Origin of the sequence: Actinomadura citrea (assembly GCF_013409045.1) — a bacterium.
Taxonomy (GTDB): Bacteria; Actinomycetota; Actinomycetes; order Streptosporangiales; family Streptosporangiaceae; genus Spirillospora; species Spirillospora citrea.
Genome location: NZ_JACCBT010000001.1, coordinates 1,286,991 through 1,306,853 on the forward strand (window position 1 = coordinate 1,286,991; position 19,863 = coordinate 1,306,853).

A 19,863-nucleotide genomic window follows, 5' to 3' on the forward strand; every position below is an offset into this window, starting at 1 on the left:
CGAATCTCGATACGCCCGCGATACGTCCCGATCCCGGAGTCGCCGGTGTTATCGGGTGTTGGGTTCGATGCGTCTCAGGGCTTGCCGGGCGCGTTTCGCCACGTCGCCCTCGCCCGCGGCGTAGTCGCGGAGGACCGGGAGGGCGGGGCGGGCCGCGTCACCCATCAGGCTGAGGTCGTACAGCGTGCGCACCGGGTCGGCGGGGATCTGTTCGATCAGTACGGGCAGCGCCTCGTCGGCGTTGCGGGTGATCCTCCAAAGCGCGAAGGCCGCGGACGCGCGGGCGGGTTCGGCGGGGTCGTCGCGCAGGGTGCGCAGGGCGGGGACGGCCGCACGGGCCCGGGGGCCGAGTTCGCCAAGCCAGCCGCAGGCGTTGGAGTCGAAGCGCCAGCCGCGGCGTCCAGCCTTGCGGCCGAACCGGCGGCGACGATCCAGGACGTTCAGCAGCAGGCCGACGACCTCATCGTCGGCCGGTTCGCCGAGGCCCATCAGAGCGCGGACGGCGGAGAGGCCGGTCTCCGGGTCCGGGCCCGACGCGACCCGCCGGAGGACGGTCAGCGCACGTTCGTCGGCCAGACCCCATTTGCGCAGGAACATGCAACACGCGCCGGCGGTCTCAAGCTCACCGCTGTCGGGGGCGGGGACGTCGAGACGCGGGATCAGACCTTCCAGGACGGCGGTGACCTCAGGAACGGCCTGTTCTCCGTCGGGCCATTCCGCGATCCACGACAGCAGGGCCTCGGCCTCGCCGGCAGAGGGAGAACTGGCGAGGCGTGCTCGGGCCTGGGGCCAGAGGTGCTCGGCCAGCGCCGACGCCGCACGGAACCGGTGCTGGAGTTGGAGGTCCAGCGTGCCGTGGCGGATCAGCCGCTGAAGTGGGGGCACGCATCGAGGATCACCGTGCCGCGCGAGCGCGACGAGGGCCTTCCCCGAGACTTCGGAGTCGCTCAGGGAGGCGGCCAGGGCATCGGCGTACCCGTCGTGAGACGGCAGATGGTTCGTGGCCACGGCCGCTCGCCGTACGGCCGGGTCCGGGTGCCGGAGCAGGGACGCGACGGTAGGGGCGTGTTCGGGGAACCGCTGGAACAGGCGGTCTGCGGCGTCGACGAGGATCCGGGTGGCCGCTGCGTCCAGTTGGCCGGTCCTCACCCGCTCCAGCATCCGAGCCAGCCAGCGTGAGTGCAGCTCGGGCGTGGGGTGAAGCCAGCCGTCGACGGCCTCGACGGAGCCGCGCGGCGGGAGCCCGACCCACTCGGGATCGCCCCAGGCCAGTTCGGCCAGGGCCGATCCGGCCTCGCCGCCGCAATGGGTGAGTGCGTCCAGGACCGTGTCGTCCACCGCCTCGGGCCTGTGCAGCAGCAGGCCGAGCGCGGCGCCCAGCGCGTCGGACGGCTCGCGATCCAGGCAGCGCCGCAGGTCGTCATGGGTCAGGGGGTACCGGCCGAGAGCCAGCAGGAGCGCGAGCCTGGTCGGGGCGTCCGGCTCGCTCGCGCTGCCGGCGCGGAGACGGGGAACCGCATCGTCGGGTATGTCCTGGTAGGTGAGCACGACGGCCAGGATCCGGCGGATCCGCGGGTCCGGGTGGGTGAGCCGCTCCAGCAACGCGGTCGGCCCCGCGCTCGCGGCGGCGCCCAGCCGGTCGACCCAGTCGCCGAGGGTGAACGGGGTTCCGGCCTCCACGTTCAGGTCGGCCAGCAGTGCCTCCAGCGCCGCGCCACTGCGCCGGCCGGGTTGGTCCAGGTCGACGTCGAAGTCCCGGTGGACCACCGCCTGCCAGTCGAACCCGATCACCGATCCCACGCGCGCACTCTAGCTGGCCGAATCCGCGGATGGAGGGCGCTCCGCCTGGTGAACCGGCCCCTGGACGGGACGTCGGGGAAGCGGCGGACGCTGCGGAGACGTCTTCACCCGCGGACGTTCAACCTGATCGGGCGAACCGATTGTCGTTCTTCTCATGGCGGTGCGGAGGCTCAGTACGCTTGCGTCATGCGGATTGTCGCGGTCGCCGATACGCACACCTTTCACCATGACCTCGCCGTCCCCTGGGGCGATGTCTTCGTGCACGCCGGTGACCTGTGTCGGCGCGGCAAGGACCTCAAAGAACTCGAGGACGCCGCGGACTGGATCCAAGCCCTTCCGCATCGGACGAAGGTGGTCGTCGCGGGCAACCACGACTGGATGTTCCTGGACGAGCCCGAACGTGCTCGCGCCGTCCTGGCCGACCGTGGCATCCGCTATCTGGAGGACGGCGGAACGGAGATCGACGGCGTCACGTTCTGGGGCAGTCCCTGGCAGCCGGAGTTCAACGAGTGGGCGTTCAATCTTCCCCGGGGCCGTCCCCTCGCGGAGAAATGGGCCCTGATTCCGGACGGCGTCGACGTCCTGGTGACGCACGGGCCTCCGCTCGGAATCGGTGACGCGAACGCCTACCCCGGACGCCACGGTTGTGAGGACCTGCTGGCCCGGGTGCGGCAGATCCGTCCCAAGCTGCACCTGTTCGGGCACATCCACCAGGACGGGGGGCTCTGGCGCCACGGGGAGACGACCTTCGCCAACGTCACCACGTGGGAGGGCGAGCGCGGCCCGACCGTTGTGCGTCTGGAGACCTCGGGCGCCGCGGGCGAGATCGTGCCGCCTGCACGAACCCGCTGAACTGAGCCCGGCCTGATCGATCAAGCGGTGCCGGGCGGACGCCGCACGGTGACGGTTCCGGATTCGAGGTCGACGTGTGTGCGCGGGGGCGCGCCGTCGTTCTCGTCGTCACGCAACATCAATGAGGAGCGGCGCTGCTCCTGCTGATGGCGGTGCGTGCCGTGGAAGAAGGCGTCCAGTTCGCCGACGGCGGCCGTGGAGACCGGACGGCCCGCCTCGTCCCGCCTCCACGGCAGGTGGAACCTGCGGTGCGCCCACAGGCCGACGCGGTCGAGGACGGCAAAGACGACCAGCGCGATCACGAGCCCGGGGATCGTGACGAACGCGATGACTGCCACAGTCTTTCCAACGGGCCCCGCTCATCAGCGGTTCCGCGTGGCGGCCTCGTTCTTGGCGGCACGAGGCGACGCCTTTCTTGCGCCCGCTTCCACCCCGGTGGTCACCGACGTAGTGGTGGGACGCGGCACTGGGCTTGCCGGCCGTGCCGGAGGAGTGCCTCCAACGGTCGAGCCCGGGGATTCGGTGTGATCATGGCGGGAAAAATGCGCGACCGATAATCGCCAATTCCGCATGAGATCGAAGTTCTAGAGGCGGGCGCTTGTCCGCCGGCCGGTTTCCTGGACGGTGGGTGATGGCCCTGCCGCCTTCGGGAGCATAACCGCCAAAGGCGTCAGACCCTGCGCATTGCTAGGCATGCGCAGCAAACACAAACAAAAAGAAGGACACGTACGTGAACTATAGGAGAAAAGTTCGGTTCACGTCGCCGGAGTGGCTCTTTCGCCATCTCGGCGGCTTCTACAGATGGGTGGTCCGTCACCCGCGGCGTGCCGCGCGGTGGCTCGCGGGGCACCCACAGCGCGCCAAGGTATGGCTCGTCACGACCGTGGTCGGTTCGCTCTGGCTGGTCGCGGCCTCGGCATCGCATGTCGGAGGGGCGATCTTCCAGCGCACGACGACGGCGGTCATGCAGCCGCTGACGGTAGATCACCAGGTGGCGGCCCTCCAGGCGACCACCATCACCTACCTGTTCGGCGCCCCGCTCTATGTGGCGCTGCTCATGGCGGCGCGTCGGCGGCTGCAGGAGAACCGTCTCCTCGACGCCGTGCCGCACACCGGAAGGCGCGATCGGATCCTCGCCGGTCTCTCGCGCGCGGCCCAGAGGTTCTCCCCGGCGCACAGGCTCCTCTCTCGTCTTGTCGAGAAGGAGCGGAAGCACCGGTGGGTACTGACGGTCCTGCCTTTCCTGATCAGTTTCGTCAGCGCCAATCTCCTGGCGCAGTTCTACGTGACGAGGCTGCCGTTCTCGGCCGGCAACGCGATCACGACCCTCGGCCCGATCGCCATGGCCATGGCGATCGCGTGGAGGGACGACAGGAAGGGACTTCCGCTGCTTCTGCCGCTGATGTCGGCGGTCGGGGCGGCCCTGATGATCCCCTGGGGACAGCGCATCGACGGTGTCGGCGTACTGGCCGCCCTGTGCGGCGCGGTGTCCTCCGCCGTCATGGTGTCGGGGGGAAAGGCGATGGCCCATGCGGGGATCCTGCTCAAGGGAACGGGTCTGTCCATGGTGGCCGGCCTGCTCCTCGGAGCACCCTCCCTGCTTCTGGTCCACTGGACCGGGGAGGTCGTCATCCGCGGAGCCGTCGCAGGTCTCCTCGGAGTCGCCGGAAGCGCCCTCTACTGGCTCGCACAGGCGCCGCTCCACCTCCCGAAGAGGCTGGCCGGTGCACTGTCGGCCAACGGGCCGGCGCTGACCAGCGTGGTGGGGCTCGTCGTCCTCGGCCAGGGCGTCGGCCTGATCTGCATGGTCGGGATCGCCACGATCCTGATCGCCTCGCTGCTCAACGCCGCGCTGACCGGCTCAGAGGACGAGAAAGCGGCGGAGGTCGCAAAGTACAACTACTAGGCTCCCGCCGGGACGCCGAGTGCGAAGGGAGTGCCGATGGTGCTTCCGAGCGCGGGGCGGACATTCTCCGGCGTGGGCAGAACCGACTTCTGGCAGGCGTGATGCCGAGCTAGGAGGTGAACTGGCGCGCTTGTATTTGGGTGCGCTCATATGATGCGGCCCCGAGGAATACCTCGGGGCTGCGTTCTCGTGTCGGGGCGCAAGCACAACGGACCTGAGGTCGGTGCGTGATCGTGCGACGGTGTGCCGGGCAGAGGTCGCGGGTGACCGAGCGACCGAATTGCGGGGCATATCCTGCGGCGTTGCCCGCGAGATGGCCGCAGGTGTTTCGGGGCCGTGTCAAAGATCAACAGGTTCGGTTCCGAACCGGTGGAAGCCCGGATGGCCGCGGGCGACGAACTCACCTAGCCTGCTGAAGCAGAGGGCAAAACGGTCGTCGAATCTTCGGTGAGCGGTGCGATCCCGCCTGCGGCGGGGCGGGCAGCCAGAGGGTCGCCCCCATCGAAGAGGAGGAGTCGGCCATGCCCTTCGAGGGGAACCAGAGAAGCGACCGTATTCGGTTGCGATCTCCGTGGGCTCTTGGAGCCTTGGTTTCACTGACGCGGTCGGTCTATGAGATCGTCCGCGACTGGCACCGCTGATAAGCGGTCCGTGGGCCCCATCAATGTGGTGGGGCCCTCGCCATGCCCGCGCCTCGCGGGGAGTTCGGAGGCTCGACGGCGCGATCAGGTCTGGGTGGCAGGCAAGACGAGGGCCGTCCGGCCGGGGTGGGACGTGGCCGGCCGGACGGCGGGGGGAAGCGGGTCAGGCCTAAGTCGTCAGGCCCAGTCGACCAGGTCGACGGTGTCGTTGTCGGACGGCGGCTCCTCCAGGGGCTGCCCGGGGTACAGCGGACGGTCCTCGTCCTTGTCCGCGTCGATCAGTACGGCCAGGCTGTGGGTGTTGTTGACCCAGGAGGAGACGTTGTCGGCGGCGGTGCGGTCGCCCATGGGCAGGGCGTTGAGGTCGACCTTGTAGCCGGCGCCGATGCCGTAGGCCGGTCCCTGCCGGTTGTAGTGCTGGTAGAGGCAGAGGGTGGCCGGGGGACAGCCCTCACCGTCGTCGAGTTGGACGACGCCGGGCGGCAGGTCCGCCAGGGCCGGCCGGGTCGTGACGGTGGCGGCCTGGGCGGCGGTCGAGGCCGCGAAGCCGGTCACGATGGCCTTATGTGGTCAGATTGCTACCGACTGTGAGTGTGGCTCGGTCAGGTGCCGCACAGGGCATCTGGGAGAGCGGCCTTCATGGCTTCGTCCAGAGCGGGCCCGCCGCCCGGGTTCAGGTTGACCATGACGGTGGCCTGCCGGCCGTGCGTGGTGGCGCCTGTGCGGACGCTGAAGCCGAGCATGTCGCCATCGTGGCTCCAGAAGCCGTCCTTGCAGGTGGACGAGTTTTTGACGGGGATCCACTCCAGTCCCAGGCCGTACTCGGAGCCCGAGGTGCGGCCCGTGGGGCGGGTGGTCAGCATCTCCCGCAGTTGTGCCGGCTTCAGCAGGCGTCCGCGGAGGACGGCCGCCATGAAGCGGTTGAGGTCCGAGGCGCTGGAGATCATGCCGCCTCCGGCTCCGGCGACGGTCGGGTTGAGGCGGGTGATGTCCACCAGGTCGGACTGCGGTCGGACGTAGCCGCGGGGATGCGGGCCGGGGATGCCGGGGGCGTCCGTCGGGACGAAGGTGTCGTGCAGTCCGAGGGGACGGATCACGCGCCGGCGGATCTCCTCGCCGTAGGGGTGCCCCGTCGCGCTCTCGATGATCATCCCGGCCAGGAGGTAGTTGGTGTTGGAGTAGCCCCAGCCCTTGCCGGGTTCGAATTCCCGCTGGTGCGGCAGGGCGATGTCCACCAGTTCGCGGGCCTCCCAGTGCCGGAGCGGGTCCTTGAGCACCTCCAGCGGTGACATGTAGTCCAGGACGTCCGGCAGCCCGCTGGTGTGCTGGAGCAGCTGGCGGACGGTGATCTGCCGCCCGTCGTTGTCCGCGCCGCGCACCACGCCGGGCAGGTACCGCTCCACGGGAGCGTCGAGTTCGACGCGGCCTTCGCCGACGAGCTGGAGGACGACGGTGGCGACGAACGGCTTCGTCAGGCTGCCGATCCGGAAGCGGCTTCGGGGGTTGACCGGCGTGTTCGTCCGGATGTCGGCGACTCCGCTGGTGGCCGTCAGACGGCCGTGCCGGTCGTGGACTTGCGCGAGCGCCCCCGGAGCGCCGTCCGGACCGCTCAGGCTCTCCACCACCTGTCGCAGGTTCGTGGGGCGGGGCGTGGCCGCGTTCGCCGGGGAGGCCGAGGCCCCGACAGCCAGGGCCAGGACGACGGCCGCAGCGCCGCGGGGGATCAGGCTTCTTGTGATCATGCATCGGGACGATAAGGAGCGGCGCTTCGGGCGCACATCCAGCGTGTGAGCCATCCGTGCCCTCACCCGTATTGGGGAGCGAGGAGTGGGTTGTCGTGGGCTGGGACGGTTCCTACGGTTGAGGCATGGACGAACGGGGTGTGCGGGGGCCGGGGGCGGTCGAGGCTGTCCGGTGGTGGGGGCGGATGGCCCGGAGCCCGCTCGACACCTACGGGGCCCTCGCCCGACGCTACGGGGACGCCGTGCGGGTGCCGTTCGGGCGGAATCGGGCGTTCTTCCTGTTGTCGCGCCCCGAGCATGCGGAGCGGATCCTCGTCGCCAACCAGGACAACTACGTGAAGGCGTTCACGTACCGGCCGCTCCGGGCCGTCCTCGGGGACGGGCTCCTGACCAGTGAAGGCGGGACGTGGCGGCGGCATCGGCGGGTGGTGCAGCCGGTGTTCGCGCAGCGGCATGTCGTCGGGTTCGCGTCGCAGATGGTCGACACGGCCGCTCAAGCCGTCGGACGGTGGCCCGACGGGGTCGCGCTGGACGCGGCGGGGGAACTGCGGCGGCTCACGCTGGGCATCGTGGGACGGGCGCTGTTCGGCAGCGAGCTCGAAGGGGAAGCCGAGAAGACCGGGCGGGCGCTCGAGGCCCTCCAAAGGGCTGCGGTAGCCGGGACCTTCCTGCCCGGGGTGACCGCGAAGCGGGGTGTGTATCAGCGGGTGCCGGGGCTCGGGGGTGCTCTGGAGCACCTCGACGGCATGGTCCAGCGGGTCGTGAAGGGCTCGTCCGGTGGCGAACTGTTGAATCTCCTGAAGGAGAGCGGTCAGTTCAGCGACGCGGAGCTGCGCGACGAGGTTCTGACCCTGCTGCTGGCAGGGCACGAGACCACTGCGGCTTCGCTCGCCTGGACGTTCATGCTCCTGTCGAAGTACCCGGCGGCCAGAGACCGCCTGGAGGACGAGGTGGACGAGGTTCTCGGCGGAAGGGAGCCGAAGGCCGAGGACGTCGACCGGCTGCCGTGGACGAGGGCGGTCCTGTCGGAGGCGATGCGGCTCTACCCGCCCGCCTGGACCATCGAGCGCGACGCGCTGGAAGACGACGAGGTCGCCGGAGTGCGGGTGCCGGCCGGTTCGACGATCGCCGTGCCGCCGTATCTGATCCATCGGAACGCCGAGGTCTGGCCCAATCCGGAGGGTTTCCAGCCGGAGCGGTTCATGGGGGAGCAGAAGCATCCCCGGTACGCGTACCTGCCGTTCGGCGGCGGGCGCCGCATCTGCGTGGGCGCCGGTTTCGCGATGCTGGAGGCGACGCTGGTGCTCGCCACCATCGCCCGGACGCACCGGCTCGACCTGGTGCCGGGCGTGGCCGTGCCCGTCCGGGCGGAGATCACGTTCCGTCCTGCCGGGGCCCTTCCGATGCGGGTCATGCGGAGGTAGGTCGCTCAGGCGGGCCGGATGTTGTGGTTGCGGTGGAAGACGTTCTGCGGGTCGTAGGCGCGCTTGACCTCGCGCAGCCGCCGGAAGTTCTCCGGGGTGTAGGCGGCGGCCGTTCTGGAAATGTCGTGCAGGAAGTTCAGGAACGAGCCGCCGGTCGCGAAGGCGGCGAGCGGAGCGGCGTCGGCAGCGGAGCCGTCGATGGTGAGGGAGAACGGGACGTCCCGGTGCCCGACCGGGCCGGCGTCCGGGGCGGGACGCGCCATGGCGCCGCCCCAGTGCCGCACCTCGATCCCGGACGCGTCACTGTGGGCGATCGCAGAGATGAGGGCGTCGGGCAGACCGGCGTACAGATGGAAGTGGAGAGGCGCAGTACCGCCCAGCGACTCGGTCTTGGCGTAGGGCATCGTCCTGAAGTCGTCGTGCAGTGGCGGACCCGCGGCCTTGAGTAGTGAGCGCAACGCGCGCGCGCCGTCTGCGGCGGTTCCCGCGTAGACGGCGCGGACGGCGACGACCCGGCCGTAGTCCGCGTGGTTCGTCAGCGCGACCGAGACGGTGAGCGCGTCGGGGCGCGTGGGCGCCTCGTCCCGGAAGCGCGTGAGCACGTCGGCGGCCCGTTCGCCGGGGAACAGCGCGACTCCCGCGTAGACCGTCGAGACGGGGTGGAGCCGGAACTCCAGGGACGTGACGACGCCGAAGTTGCCGCTGCCACCGCGCAGTGCCCAGAAGAGGTCGGGGTGGTGGCCGGCGTCGGCGGTGAGGTGCCGGCCGTCGGCGGTGACGAGCTCGGCGCGCAGCAGGTGGTCGGCGGCGAAGCCGAACCGGCGGGACAGCCAGCCGACGCCGCCGCCGAGGGTGTAGCCGGTGACGCCGACGGAGGCGTGCGAGCCCGACAGCGGCGACAGGCCGAGCGGCGCGGCGGCGGCGATCACGTCGCTCCAGCGGGCGCCGGCCTCGGCGCGGGCGATGCGGCGGGACGGGTCGACGAGCACGCGGGACATCCGGGACGTCCTCAGCAGCAGCCCCTCGTCCGGTGGGACGACGGTGCCGTGCCCGGTGGCCTGGACGGTCAGGGGCAGGCCGCGCTCGCGGGACGCGAGGATCGCGGCGCGTACGTCCGCGGGACCGGTGGCGTCGACGGTCGGCGGCTCGGCGGTGCGGGTGCGGGGCTGGACGGCGGTGTTCATGATCTCTGCCTTCCGGAGGAATTTTCTCCACTTAGCTTCACCGTAACACTAGCTGGAGGTTCTGTCTCCACTTGGCGGCCGACTTCTCTGATGACCTCGCCCGTCGGCGCTATAGTCAGGGTCTTTGATAGTCAATATTCGTGACTAAATAGAATCGGAGGACGGGCCTCCACTACGCTGGGGCACATGGGTACGAAGCAGCGGCCGCTGCGGGCCGACGCGCGGGACAACCGCGACCGGATCCTCGCCGCCGCCCGTGAGGTGTTCGTCGAGCAGGGGCCGGGCGCGCCGCTGGAGGAGATCTCGCGGCGCGCGGGCACCGGCATCGCCACGCTCTACCGGCGCTTTCCGGACCGGCAGACGCTGACGAGGGCCGTCGCCCTGGACGCCCTGGAGCGCACCCGGGACGAGGTCAAGCGCGCACGGGACGAGGAGCAGACGGCCTTCGCCGCCCTAGTCCGCTACATGCACCGCGTGCTGGACATCCGCATCGGCGCCGTCTTCCCCGTCCTGCTGGATCAGATCCCGTTCGACGACCAGGAGATCGCCGCCACCCGGGACGAGGGCGTCGCCGTCATGAAGGGGCTCGTCGCCGCCGCCCAGAAGGACGGCGACCTGCGTCCGGACGTCACGCACGGCGATGTCGGGATGATGCTCGTGCGGCTGTCGCGCCCGATGCCCGGCCCGCTGCCGCGGGAGACGGGCGAGGAGCTGGCGCACCGGCATCTCGACCTGCTCATCGACGGCCTGCGCGCCGAGGGTCCCGCCGGACGTCCCCAGGAGCTCGGCGGCCCGGCGCTGACCTTCGACGACCTGCGGTCCATGGGCGGCGACCCGGAAAGGTGACGTCCGGGCCGTAATGGGCACAGGCCAGGACATGAACATCACAGGCATCATCACCGCGATCGTCATCGGTGGGGTCATCGGGGCGCTCGGCCGGCTGCTGCTGCCCGGCCGCCAGCCGATCGGCGTCATCATGACCGTGATCGTCGGTATCGTCGCCGCGCTCATCGGGACGGCCGTCGCGCAGAAGGTCGGGGTGTCCACGACGAGAGGGATCGACTGGATCGAACTGGTCTTCCAGATCGGCCTGGCGATGTTGGGGGTCGCGATCGTCGCCGCTCTCCGGGCCAGGCGCGGCCATCGCCGCTACGAACGCTGACCGCCGTCCCCGTAAGGGCCCAAGCGCCATCGTCCCCGCCTGACCTGGGCGGTCGCGGCCACCGCTCCACTGCGGCGGCCGTTTGGCCGTCTCCGGCCGCCGCCATGCGGATCTCGTCAAACGGTGCTTGCGGTCCGCGAATCTTTGCTCTCATAGGGCGACCGAAAGGACGCGGAGAGTAACGAAGGGCAGGGGGACCGAATGGCGGGGGGACTTGCGCCCGTTGCGGGACATGAGAGGTTCCTGCTGTTGCGGAGGCGGTTCCGGCGGGCGGCGGTCGTGGTCACGGCCGGGTTCCTCGGGTGGTATCTCGTGTTCGTCGGGCTGGCCGCGTTCGCTCGCGGGTTCATGGCGCGGACGGTCGCCGGGCACGTCAACGTCGCGCTGCTGCTCGGGCTGCTGCAGTTCGTCTCGACGTTCGCGCTGACCTGGGGATACCTGGCGTACGCGCGCCGGAGGCTGGACCCGCTGGCCGGGGAGCTGCGGTGACGGGGCGCGCGCTGACGTTCGGGCTGTTCCTGGCGTTCATCCTGATCACGCTGGCCATCACGGTGCGGGCGCGGGCGACCACGCGCGGCGCCGACGACTTCTACGCGGGCGGGCGGACGTTCACCGGCCCGCAGAACGGGATCGCGCTCGCCGGCGACTACATGTCGGCGGCCTCGTTCCTCGGCATCGCCGGGATCATCGCGCTGAACGGGTACGACGGGTTCCTGTACTCGATCGGGTTCCTGGTGGCGTGGCTGCTCGCGCTGCTGCTGGTCGAGATGGTCCGCAACGCGGGCCGGTTCACGATGGGGGACGTGCTGGTGCGCCGGGTGCGGCGGCAGGCGCCGGTGCGGCGGGCCGCGGCGGTGTCCACCGTGACCGTGTCGGTGTTCTACCTGCTCGCCCAGATGGTCGGGGCCGGGGCGCTGGTGTCGCTGCTGCTCGGCATCCACCGCGGCGAGCGTTTCCTCGGGATGGGCGCGGGCACCGCGAAGACCGTCACGATCGTGGCGGTGGGCGCGCTGATGATCCTCTACGTGGCGTTCGGCGGGATGAAGGCCACGACCTGGGTGCAGATCATCAAGACCGGGCTGCTGATGGCCGGGGCGGTGGTGCTGACGGCGCTGGTGCTCGGCAGGTTCGGGTTCGACGCCGGCGCGATGCTCGGGTCGGCCGCCGACGCGAGCGGGAAGGGCGGGGCGTTCCTGCGCCCCGGGCTCCAGTACGGGCAGGACGTCCCGGGCGACGCCTACCGGACCGTGGTCAACAAGCTCGACTTCATCAGCCTCGCGCTCGCCCTCGTGCTCGGCACGGTGGGCCTGCCGCATGTCGTCGCGCGGTTCTTCGCCGTCCCCGACGGGCGCGCCGCGCGCACGTCGGTGTCGTGGGCGATCGGCCTCGTCGGCGTCTTCTACCTGATGACGCTCGCGCTCGGCTTCGGCGCGGCGGCCCTGGTGGGGCGGTCCGCGATCGTCGCCCAGGACCCGTCGGGCAACACCGCGGTGCCGCAGCTCGCGCAGGCCGTCGGGCAGCACGTCGGCGGACGGGCCGGCGGGGACGTCATGCTGGCGTTCATCGGGGCGGTGGCGTTCGCGACGATCCTCGCGGTGGTGTCCGGGCTGGTGCTGGCGTCGTCGACGTCGCTGGCGCACGACTACTTCGGCCAGGTGCTGATGCTCGGCCGCCCGCGCGAGTCGCAGGAGGTCGCGGTCGCGCGGTTCGCCTCGTTCCTCGTCGGCTCGCTGGCGATCGTCCTGGCGGTGGTCGCCCGCGACCTGAACGTGGCGTTCCTGGTGGCGCTGGCCTTCGCGATGGCCGCCTCGGCGAACGTCCCGGCGATCGTGCTGTCGCTGTTCTGGCGCCGGTTCAACTCCGCCGGGGTCGTCGCGGGCATCTACGGCGGCCTGGTCGCGTCGCTGGTGCTGGTCGTCTTCTCGCCCGTCGTGTCCGGCAAGGTCGATCCGGTGACGGGGGAGAGCCTGTCGCTGTTCCCCTCGGGCGTCGACTTCCACCTGTTCCCGCTGGAGAACCCGGGCCTCGTGTCGATCCCGATCGGGTTCGCGTGCGCGGTCGCCGGGACCTTCGCCGGACGGGAGAAGGCCGACCGGGACCGCTACGACGACCTGTCGGTCCGGGCGCTGACGGGTGCAGGATCACAGTGACCCGGACGGCGCCCACGGGTTAGCATGCCGTGCCCGGTTTGATTACCCGTGAGTACGGAAGGCTGAGCCGGGAAGATCCGCGCTGTCCGAGACCGTGCCCTAATGTGCCGAGTGCCCGGGCCAGGGGCGGTTCGCGTGGCAGAATGTCACCCGCCGTGGAGCACGGCGGTCAGCCAGAGGGAGGGGCGGCGTGTCCGAAGCCGGTCGGCGCCGTCCTGCGCAAGCCCGACCGGCCGTGCCGTTGCTCCGGTTCGGCGCCCGGACGACCGCGGCCCTCACCGCCCTCACGCTCGGCGCCGCCGTGGCGGTGCCCGCGGCGATCGTCTCCGACACCCCGGCGAAGGGCCGGACGGTTCGCGGGGCGTCGGCCGGCGCCGTGGCCGGGCCGCTGCTGAACGCCCCGACCGACCAGATCCGCTCCCGCGAGTGGCACCTCGACGTCCTGCGCGCCCAGAAGGCGTGGCGGTACTCCAGGGGACGCGGCGTCACGGTCGCCGTCCTCGACACCGGCGTCGACCGACGGCACCCCGACCTCACCGGGCGGGTCGTCACCGGCCCCGACCTGACCGGCGGCGTCCGCCGTCCGGGCAGCCGCTACTGGGGCCTGCACGGGACGTCCATGGCCAGCATCATCGCAGGCCACGGCCACGGCCCCGAGCTGTCGCAGGGCATGATGGGCGTCGCGCCGCTGAGCAACGTCCTGTCCATCCGCGTCACGCTGGAGAACGACGACCCGCTGCGCCGCGACAACGGGCAGCAGTCCGGCGCCGGCGGCGACCGCGACGCGGTGGCCCAGGGCATCCGGTACGCCGTCGACCACGGCGCCGGGATCATCAACATGTCGCTCGGCGGCGGCCGCCAGTCCTACAACGGCACGCCCTCGCAGGAGAAGGCGATCCGGTACGCGCTCTCCAAGGGCGTCGTGCTCATCGCCTCCGCCGGCAACGACGGCTCGGGAGCGAACCGCAGGAACTTCCCCGCCGCCTACCCGGGCGTGATCGCCGTCGGCGCGCTCGACCGTCGCCTGCGCCTGTGGAAGGACAGCAACCGGCGCTCGGGCGCCGCCGTGTGCGCGCCCGGCGTCGAGATCGTCAGCGCGGACGCCAGCAACGGCTACGTCGTCGGGACGGGTACCAGCGCCTCTTCCGCGATGGTCGCCGGGGTCGCCGCGCTCGTCCGCTCCCGCTACCCGAGGCTGAGCCCCGAGGAGGTCAGGCGGGCGCTCGTCCAGGGCTCGCCGGCCCACGCCGCCCACCCCACCGGGTCGCCCGAATGCCACGGGGCGGTCGACGCGGTCCGCACCCTCGTCGCCGCCAACCAGATCAACAAGACCTCCAGCGGGCCGGTGGAGACGCCGCCCCCGGCCGCGACGCCCCAGCCGGCCGCTCAGTCGCCCGGCCGTGACTCCGGCGTGCTGTTCCCGCTCGTCCTCGGCGGCGGGGGGTTGCTGGTCGTGCTCGGGCTCGTGCTCGGGTGGCGGCAGCGGCGGCGCCCCGAGGAGGACGCCGGGGACACCGACGCCGTCGCCGACTACGGCCTGCCGTCCGCTCCGGCCGCGCCGCGCGAACCCGCGGCCGCCGTGCCCGCGGCCCCCGCCGAGACGTACGCGGCGCCGGTGGTCGCGCCGGTCAACGCGCCGCTCTTCCAGAACAACGAGGTCTACCCGGGGCCCGCCGTCGTCGAGGAGCCTCCGCTGCCGGGCGCCCCGCCGCAGGCCGCCCCGCTCTGGGACGCCCCGCGGCCCGAGCCCGACCCCGCCGTGTTCACGCCGCCGGACCCCGGTTTCGCCGAGCCCGCGCCGTCGTCCGGCTGGGACGGGCGGCCGCCGCCCCCCATCGAGCCGAAGCAGCCCCCGATCATGCCGAGCGAGCTGCGCCCGTTCGTCCCCGGCGAGTTCCCCGCCGGCGGGCACGGGAAGCACAACGGGCATGACCCCCTCAACGGGAACGACCCCCTCAACGGGAACGGGCACAACGGCGCGGGCCTCAACGGGTCGGCGCGGGACGAGCCGTCCGTCCTCGACGACGACGAGTGGGACGCCTTCCGCCGCGGCGCCCTGGAAACACCGGACCTGCCCGACCCCGGAACGACGGCTCCGCTCGCCGGGGTACCCCCGGAACCGCCGGACGAGCCGCCGCTCCCGCCCGTACCCCACGCGGACGAGGGACCGGCCGGCGCGTTCTCCGACGTCCCGCCGCCCGGCCTGGGCGGCGTCGAACCGCCGGAAGGGCCCGTCCCGCCGCCGGACCCGGCCGACGGCGAGCCGCGCGGGCGCCACTCGCGGCGCCCGCGTCCCGGCGACGACGAGGAGTACCGGCCGCCCTGGTGGTGAGCGCGGTACTCCGGCGGGCGTAGCGCGAGTGCCTCCGGCCAGACGATGCGGCCCCCCGCAACTCTCACCGAGCATCGACTTATCCGAACACAGGAAGGTCGATGAACCATGTTGACGATGTTGGCGACGCAGGCGGCCGCGATGCACCCCGGCGGCTGGCACGACGGGGACGCACCCGCGTTCTGGCCGGTCTTCCCGATCACGTTCGGGCTGTTCTGGCTGGCCGTGCTCGGCACCGCGTTCTACCTCATCCGCCGCCGCATGCACGACGGCGCCGCGGCGGCCGGGGCGGCGGCCGACCCGATGACCAAGGCGCGCTCGGTGCTCGCCGAGCGGTTCGCCCGGGGCGAGATCGACGAGGACGAGTACCACGTCCGCATGTCCGCCCTCCGCAACGGCGATTAGTCCGCGGCGGCCTCCTCGAAGATGCGGTCGATGCCGTCCGGGTACATCGGTACCCGGACGGCGGCGTCGGCGAAGCGGCTGAGCAGCCGCGCGAACTCGGTGCGCTCCCGCTCCGACCAGTCGGTCATCAGGTCGTCGAGGTAGGCGCGGCGGAACCGGTCGGCGACCTGCTTGACGCGCCGCCCGGACTCGGTCAGGCCGAGGTTGGCGCGGCGTGCGTCGACGGGGGAGGGACGCCGGGACACCAGGCCGGCGTCGATGGCGTGCCCGACGAGACGGCTCGCCGTGGACGGGTCGACCTCCAGCCGTTCCGCGACGGCGCCGACCGTGACCTCGCAGGACGGTTCGTCCGGGTGCTCGCGGGCGGTGAGGGCGGCGACGGCGTTCACCACCATCAGGTTCGACAGCTGCAGCGGGCGCCCGTCCGTGGCGGTCGCCGTCTGGGCGCGGACGCGCTTGACGAGGTCGGGCTTGGCCCAGACGCGGCGCAGATGGAACAGCGCGGTCGCGATCTCGGTGAGGGCGCGCTCGGCGGGGGGTTCGGGAGGGCTCCCGTCCCGGGGCGCGTCCCGCTCGGCGGTCCGTCCCGTGGCGGAGGTCTCCGTCGCCATGCAAGGTCTCCGTTCCGGACGCCGGACGCTGCGGATCACCCACTCTAACGTATGCACAGTACATATGTTGCGGCGTGCCGTGAACGCCGTTGCCCGTGAGACACATGAAGCGAAAGAGCCCCAGGTGAACGGGGATGTGATGCACTGAACCACCGGCATCCGTTCACCGGGATCCGCCGGAACTTGTCGGCCCGGACGCGTAGCATGGCTCCCGCCCGAACCCGGACGACCCGGGATCAGTAACCACAGAGGGGACCTGATGCGAGCGGCGAACGCCCCCGGTGACCCCCGCGGTGACGTCCCCCCGCAGGACCGGACCATGGACGACGGCCAACCCCCGCCACCCCCGACCGAGCCCACCGCCGCCGACGCGGAGGGCGGGGCGGACGACGCCGCGTTCAGCGCGGGCGGGCTCTCCGAGCGCGACCGCCGGATCCTCGCCTTCGAGCGGCAGTGGTGGAAGTACGCCGGCGCCAAGGAGCAGGCCATCCGCGAGACGTTCGACATGTCGGCCACGCGGTACTACCAGCTCCTGAACATCCTGATCGACCGGCCCGAGGCGCTGGAGTGCGACCCGATGCTCGTCAAGCGCCTGCGCCGGATGCGGACACAACGGCAACGCAGCCGTGCCGCGCGGCGGCTCGGCATCCGGCCCTGACCTGGCCACCATTGGTCATGTGAACTCTCCCCGCTCTTTGACGGCCGCAGGCGCCGAAGGCCTTGACGCCATCCACGAGAACCCGGCCGGGGCCGTGCTCGGCTTCGACTTCGACGGCACCCTGGCGCCGATCGTCGCCGACCCTGCCTCGGCGAGGGCCCATCCGGACGCCGCGCCGGCCCTGGCCCGGCTGGCCCCGCTGGTCGGCTCGCTGCTGATCGTGACCGGACGTCCCGCCGCCGTGGCGGTCGAGTACGGCGGATTCGAGGGCGTCGACGGGCTCGTCGTCCTCGGGCAGTACGGGCTCGAACGCTGGGAGTCCGGCACGCTGACCGTGCCGGAGCCGCCGCCGGGCGTCGCCGAGGCCCGCGCGAAGCTGCCAGGCGTCCTCGCCGCCGCGGGCGCACCGCCCGAGACGTTCGTCGAGGACAAGGGGCAGGCGCTCGCCGTCCACACCCGGCGGTGCGCCGAACCGCAGGTCGCGCTGGACCGGCTGCGCGGCATCCTCGCCGCGCTCGCCGAGCGGACCGGGCTGTCGGTGGAGCCCGGACGGTTCGTCCTCGAACTGCGCCCGCCCGGCATGGACAAGGGCAGGTCGCTGCGCTCGTTCATCGACGACCGCGGGACCCGTCCCTCCGCCGTGCTGTTCGCCGGAGACGACCTCGGCGACCTGGCCGCGTTCGACGCCGTCGACGCGCTGCGCGCCGAGGGCGTGCCCGGAGTGCTGGTGTGCAGCGGCTCGACCGAGGTCACCGCGCTCGCCGGACGGGCGGACCTGGTGGTCGACGGGCCCGCCGGCGTCGTCGACCTCCTCGGCTCGCTCGCGGACTCCCTCTCCTGACTCCGCCCGCGGACCCGGCGCCACCCCGGGGGCGCCGGAGCACGGCAAGAGTTGTTCGCCAGGTGATAAGAGTCACGGCTCGACTTGTCGTATCTCGCGAGACTCCGGGGGCGGGTGTGGAACGGGGGGTTAATTAGGCCAAAATGTGGTGAATTGCGGTGAGTGCGGGTTCACGGGGGAGTCGCACGAGGGACATCGGGAGGCTAGACGGTGGACACGGAGCCGGGACTTCCGCGCCGTCCAGGCGAGATCAGGCACACGCCCTCCCAGGGCATCCCGAGGGCCACGCCCAGGGACGGGACGCCGGTCCGGCCACCGGGCGCCCCGGTTCCGCCCGGCGCTCCGGTTCCGCCGGGCCCTCCCATCCCGCCGGACGCCCCGACGCGTCCGATCGTCCACACCGTGTCGGCCGTGCAGGCCGCACAGGCGCCGCCGGCCGTACCGGTCGTGCCGGCGCCGCCGCGCGTCTGGGGGACGCCGCCGCGGGCGCACCCCGAGCCGCCGCTCGGCGGGTCCGAGTGGGCCGCCGTGCCCGAGGCGCAGGACGCCTACTCCGAGTCCGAGGACTGGTCGTCGACGACGGGGCCGATGGGCGTCCGCGAGACCAGCGGCGTCCAGGTGCGGCTCGGGTCGTGGGAGCGCGAGCGCGAGCGCCGGGAGCGGCGGCGCAGGGGACGTCGCAGCGGTCTGGTCGCGGCGGGCGTGCTCGTCCTGGCCGGGCTGGTCACGGTCGGGCTCGTGCTGACGCCCGGCTCCGGCGACAAGGGCGGGACGGAGGCGGCCCCCGCCGCGGGCGAGCAGGCGCCGGGCGGCGGCGCCAAGCCACCGCCCGCGGGCTCGCCCATCACGGTCGGCACCGCCGACGGCTCCAGGTACAGGATCGCCGCGGTGACGTCCGGGATCAGCGACGGCGTGGTGACGACGTTCCAGTCCACGCCGCCGTCCGGGACGGCGTTCCCCTACATCGAGTACATCCTCGGCAACCCGAGCGGCGGGAAGGTCCTGCTCGACTTCCCCGGCGACGTGTTCGTCAGGCGCGACCTGGTGACGCCGGAGGCGCGGGGACGCTGCATGCCGCAGGCCGGCGTCCCCGAGGCCCTGTGCACGCCGCCGACCGACAGCCAGGTCGTGCGGCGGCTCGCGGGCGGCGCGCTCGTCGCGGGGGAGGGCGGCGACAAGTACCTGCCGCCGGGGGCGTCATACCTGGTCCGCGCGACGGTGGACGTCCCGGTCGACCGCGGCGTCAGGCGCTCGGACATGGCCCTGTACGTGTGGAAGCAGCTCTACGTGGCCGACCAGCTCGCCAAGCAGGCGCCCTTTCCGAAGGGACGATGAAACCGCCGTGGCCTGGGCGGCCACGGCGGTTCTGATCGGTGCTCTCTGAGGTTCACTCGGCTTCGGGGTCATCGGCGAGGATCCCGTAGAGGCGGCGGCGGGCGTCGTTGACCACGTCCAGCGCGCGCGCCTTCTGCGCCTCGCTGCCCACGGCCATCACCTGGTGCAGGGCCCCCATCAGCTGGCCGACCGCCTCGCGTCCGCGCAGGACGTTCTCGCCGGCGGCCTCGGTGACCTCGTCCCAGGGGGCGGCGGTCTGCGCCGACGCCTCCTCTCGGCCGGTGTCGGTGAGGGAGAACAGCCGCTTGCCGCCCTGTTCCTCGCTGCTGACCAGGCCCTCGTCCTCCAGCATCTGGAGCGTCGGGTAGACCGAGCCGGGGCTCGGCCGCCAGACGCCGCCGGTGCGGCCGTCCAGCTCCTGGATCATCTCGTAGCCGTGCATCGCCCGCTCGGCCAGCAGGGCGAGCAGCGCCGCCCGGACGTTGCCGCGCCGGGTGCGCCGGCCGCGTCCACCGCGTCCGCGATGGCCGGGACCGAAACCCGGGCCGAAGCCGGGACCGCCGGGTCCGCCGGGTCCCCACGGGCCGAACGGGTCGCCGCGGCGCCCCCGCTCCTCGGATCCCCTGAAGCCCCCGCGCCTTCTCATCGTGTGCTCGTGCATCGCAGTCTCCTTCTGTCGTTGATCGGTTGCGATGCTTCGACGATATATCGCTAACATGTCGCGATGCAACAGTTGTGATGCACTTCACTCCGGAGTGTGCCCGCGTCGAACAGATCGAGGCGCGGAGCGGTGAACGCTCCGCGCCTCGACAGGCGGGTC

Annotated in this window: 19 protein-coding genes; 12 read left to right on the plus strand and 7 right to left on the minus strand. The window is 72.0% G+C overall.

Translation table 11 applies throughout. The features are described 5' to 3' along the window. Positions 1–48: 48 nt before the first annotated feature. Complete coding sequence (locus BJ999_RS06360) at positions 49–1,800, minus strand: hypothetical protein (RefSeq protein WP_179832421.1); 1,752 nt, start codon at positions 1,798–1,800, stop codon at positions 49–51. A 186-nt stretch (positions 1,801–1,986) separates the two neighbouring features. Between BJ999_RS06360 and BJ999_RS06365 the strand changes: the two genes are divergently transcribed. After that, complete coding sequence (locus BJ999_RS06365; protein ID WP_179832422.1) at positions 1,987–2,652, plus strand: metallophosphatase domain-containing protein; 666 nt, start codon at positions 1,987–1,989, stop codon at positions 2,650–2,652. 20 nt (positions 2,653–2,672) lie between these two features. Here BJ999_RS06365 and BJ999_RS43440 read toward each other — a convergent pair whose 3' ends face one another. Further along, positions 2,673–2,990: a DUF6191 domain-containing protein gene (locus BJ999_RS43440; protein ID WP_179832423.1), complete on the minus strand. Its 318-nt coding sequence runs from the start codon at positions 2,988–2,990 to the stop codon at positions 2,673–2,675. A gap of 545 nt (positions 2,991–3,535) precedes the next feature. On the opposite strand from BJ999_RS43440, the gene BJ999_RS06375 reads away from it, so the two are divergent. Beyond that, positions 3,536–4,558 (plus strand): DMT family transporter, encoded by a 1,023-nt coding sequence (locus tag BJ999_RS06375; RefSeq protein ID WP_179832424.1) that lies wholly within the window; start codon positions 3,536–3,538, stop codon positions 4,556–4,558. A gap of 818 nt (positions 4,559–5,376) precedes the next feature. Here the strand turns inward: BJ999_RS06375 and BJ999_RS06380 are convergent. Then, positions 5,377–5,754, minus strand: coding sequence for a peptidase inhibitor family I36 protein (locus tag BJ999_RS06380; protein WP_179832425.1), 378 nt, complete (start codon positions 5,752–5,754; stop codon positions 5,377–5,379). A gap of 47 nt (positions 5,755–5,801) precedes the next feature. Next, positions 5,802–6,941, minus strand: coding sequence for a serine hydrolase domain-containing protein (locus BJ999_RS06385; protein ID WP_179832426.1), 1,140 nt, complete (start codon positions 6,939–6,941; stop codon positions 5,802–5,804). 125 nt (positions 6,942–7,066) lie between these two features. Between BJ999_RS06385 and BJ999_RS06390 the strand changes: the two genes are divergently transcribed. Continuing rightward, the gene (locus BJ999_RS06390; RefSeq protein WP_179832427.1) at positions 7,067–8,365 is read left to right on the plus strand and encodes a cytochrome P450; all 1,299 of its coding nucleotides are present in this window, start codon (positions 7,067–7,069) and stop codon (positions 8,363–8,365) included. A gap of 5 nt (positions 8,366–8,370) precedes the next feature. Here BJ999_RS06390 and BJ999_RS06395 read toward each other — a convergent pair whose 3' ends face one another. Continuing rightward, complete coding sequence (locus BJ999_RS06395; protein ID WP_179832428.1) at positions 8,371–9,549, minus strand: FAD-binding oxidoreductase; 1,179 nt, start codon at positions 9,547–9,549, stop codon at positions 8,371–8,373. Positions 9,550–9,735: 186 nt separating this feature from the next. Here BJ999_RS06395 and BJ999_RS06400 point away from each other — a divergent pair, with 186 nt between their 5' ends. The 6 genes from BJ999_RS06400 (at position 9,736) to BJ999_RS41245 (ending at position 15,598) form a co-directional block, all read left to right on the plus strand. Then, entirely contained in the window at positions 9,736–10,395 is a 660-nt protein-coding gene (locus BJ999_RS06400; RefSeq protein ID WP_179832429.1) for a TetR/AcrR family transcriptional regulator, read from the plus strand. A 31-nt stretch (positions 10,396–10,426) separates the two neighbouring features. Beyond that, the gene (locus BJ999_RS06405) at positions 10,427–10,711 is read left to right on the plus strand and encodes a GlsB/YeaQ/YmgE family stress response membrane protein (protein WP_179832430.1); all 285 of its coding nucleotides are present in this window, start codon (positions 10,427–10,429) and stop codon (positions 10,709–10,711) included. Positions 10,712–10,960: 249 nt separating this feature from the next. Next, on the plus strand, positions 10,961–11,200 hold the full coding sequence (locus tag BJ999_RS06410; RefSeq protein ID WP_229810728.1) for a DUF485 domain-containing protein: 240 nt from the start codon (positions 10,961–10,963) through the stop codon (positions 11,198–11,200). Further along, positions 11,197–12,861 (plus strand): solute symporter family protein, encoded by a 1,665-nt coding sequence (locus tag BJ999_RS06415; protein ID WP_229810729.1) that lies wholly within the window; start codon positions 11,197–11,199, stop codon positions 12,859–12,861. The genes BJ999_RS06410 and BJ999_RS06415 overlap by 4 nt, the downstream gene beginning before the upstream one ends. A gap of 190 nt (positions 12,862–13,051) precedes the next feature. Then, the gene (locus tag BJ999_RS06420; RefSeq protein ID WP_179832432.1) at positions 13,052–15,193 is read left to right on the plus strand and encodes a S8 family peptidase; all 2,142 of its coding nucleotides are present in this window, start codon (positions 13,052–13,054) and stop codon (positions 15,191–15,193) included. 108 nt (positions 15,194–15,301) lie between these two features. Continuing rightward, positions 15,302–15,598, plus strand: coding sequence for an SHOCT domain-containing protein (locus tag BJ999_RS41245; RefSeq protein WP_218934967.1), 297 nt, complete (start codon positions 15,302–15,304; stop codon positions 15,596–15,598). On the opposite strand, the gene BJ999_RS06430 is transcribed toward BJ999_RS41245, so the two are convergent. Beyond that, positions 15,595–16,209, minus strand: a complete 615-nt coding sequence (locus BJ999_RS06430) for a MarR family winged helix-turn-helix transcriptional regulator (protein WP_179832433.1) — start codon at positions 16,207–16,209, stop codon at positions 15,595–15,597. The genes BJ999_RS41245 and BJ999_RS06430 overlap by 4 nt on opposite strands. A gap of 319 nt (positions 16,210–16,528) precedes the next feature. Here BJ999_RS06430 and BJ999_RS06435 point away from each other — a divergent pair, with 319 nt between their 5' ends. The 3 genes from BJ999_RS06435 to BJ999_RS06445 all read left to right on the plus strand — a co-directional run bounded on the left by BJ999_RS06435 (position 16,529) and on the right by BJ999_RS06445 (position 19,043). Next, entirely contained in the window at positions 16,529–16,867 is a 339-nt protein-coding gene (locus BJ999_RS06435; RefSeq protein ID WP_179838357.1) for a DUF3263 domain-containing protein, read from the plus strand. Between the two features lie 19 nt (positions 16,868–16,886). After that, a complete protein-coding gene (gene otsB / locus BJ999_RS06440; protein ID WP_229810730.1) occupies positions 16,887–17,708 on the plus strand; it encodes a trehalose-phosphatase in 822 nt (273 codons plus the stop codon). 402 nt (positions 17,709–18,110) lie between these two features. Further along, a complete protein-coding gene (locus tag BJ999_RS06445) occupies positions 18,111–19,043 on the plus strand; it encodes a hypothetical protein (protein ID WP_179832434.1) in 933 nt (310 codons plus the stop codon). A gap of 52 nt (positions 19,044–19,095) precedes the next feature. Here the strand turns inward: BJ999_RS06445 and BJ999_RS06450 are convergent, their stop codons facing one another. Next, positions 19,096–19,704, minus strand: a complete 609-nt coding sequence (locus tag BJ999_RS06450) for a PadR family transcriptional regulator (protein ID WP_179832435.1) — start codon at positions 19,702–19,704, stop codon at positions 19,096–19,098. Positions 19,705–19,863: the final 159 nt, after the last annotated feature.

Bases quoted from the DNA above. Each gene is read 5' to 3' on its own strand.
- BJ999_RS06365 (WP_179832422.1), top strand. From the start codon at position 1,987: ATGCGGATTGTCGCGGTCGCCGATACGCACACCTTTCACCATGACCTC.
- BJ999_RS06385 (WP_179832426.1), bottom strand. From the start codon at position 6,941: ATGATCACAAGAAGCCTGATCCCCCGCGGCGCTGCGGCCGTCGTCCTG.
- BJ999_RS06450 (WP_179832435.1), bottom strand. From the start codon at position 19,704: ATGCACGAGCACACGATGAGAAGGCGCGGGGGCTTCAGGGGATCCGAG.
- BJ999_RS06390 (WP_179832427.1), top strand. From the start codon at position 7,067: ATGGACGAACGGGGTGTGCGGGGGCCGGGGGCGGTCGAGGCTGTCCGG.
- BJ999_RS06405 (WP_179832430.1), top strand. From the start codon at position 10,427: ATGAACATCACAGGCATCATCACCGCGATCGTCATCGGTGGGGTCATC.
- BJ999_RS06400 (WP_179832429.1), top strand. From the start codon at position 9,736: ATGGGTACGAAGCAGCGGCCGCTGCGGGCCGACGCGCGGGACAACCGC.
- BJ999_RS06435 (WP_179838357.1), top strand. From the start codon at position 16,529: ATGGACGACGGCCAACCCCCGCCACCCCCGACCGAGCCCACCGCCGCC.
- BJ999_RS06395 (WP_179832428.1), bottom strand. From the start codon at position 9,549: ATGAACACCGCCGTCCAGCCCCGCACCCGCACCGCCGAGCCGCCGACC.
- BJ999_RS41245 (WP_218934967.1), top strand. From the start codon at position 15,302: ATGTTGACGATGTTGGCGACGCAGGCGGCCGCGATGCACCCCGGCGGC.
- BJ999_RS06430 (WP_179832433.1), bottom strand. From the start codon at position 16,209: ATGGCGACGGAGACCTCCGCCACGGGACGGACCGCCGAGCGGGACGCG.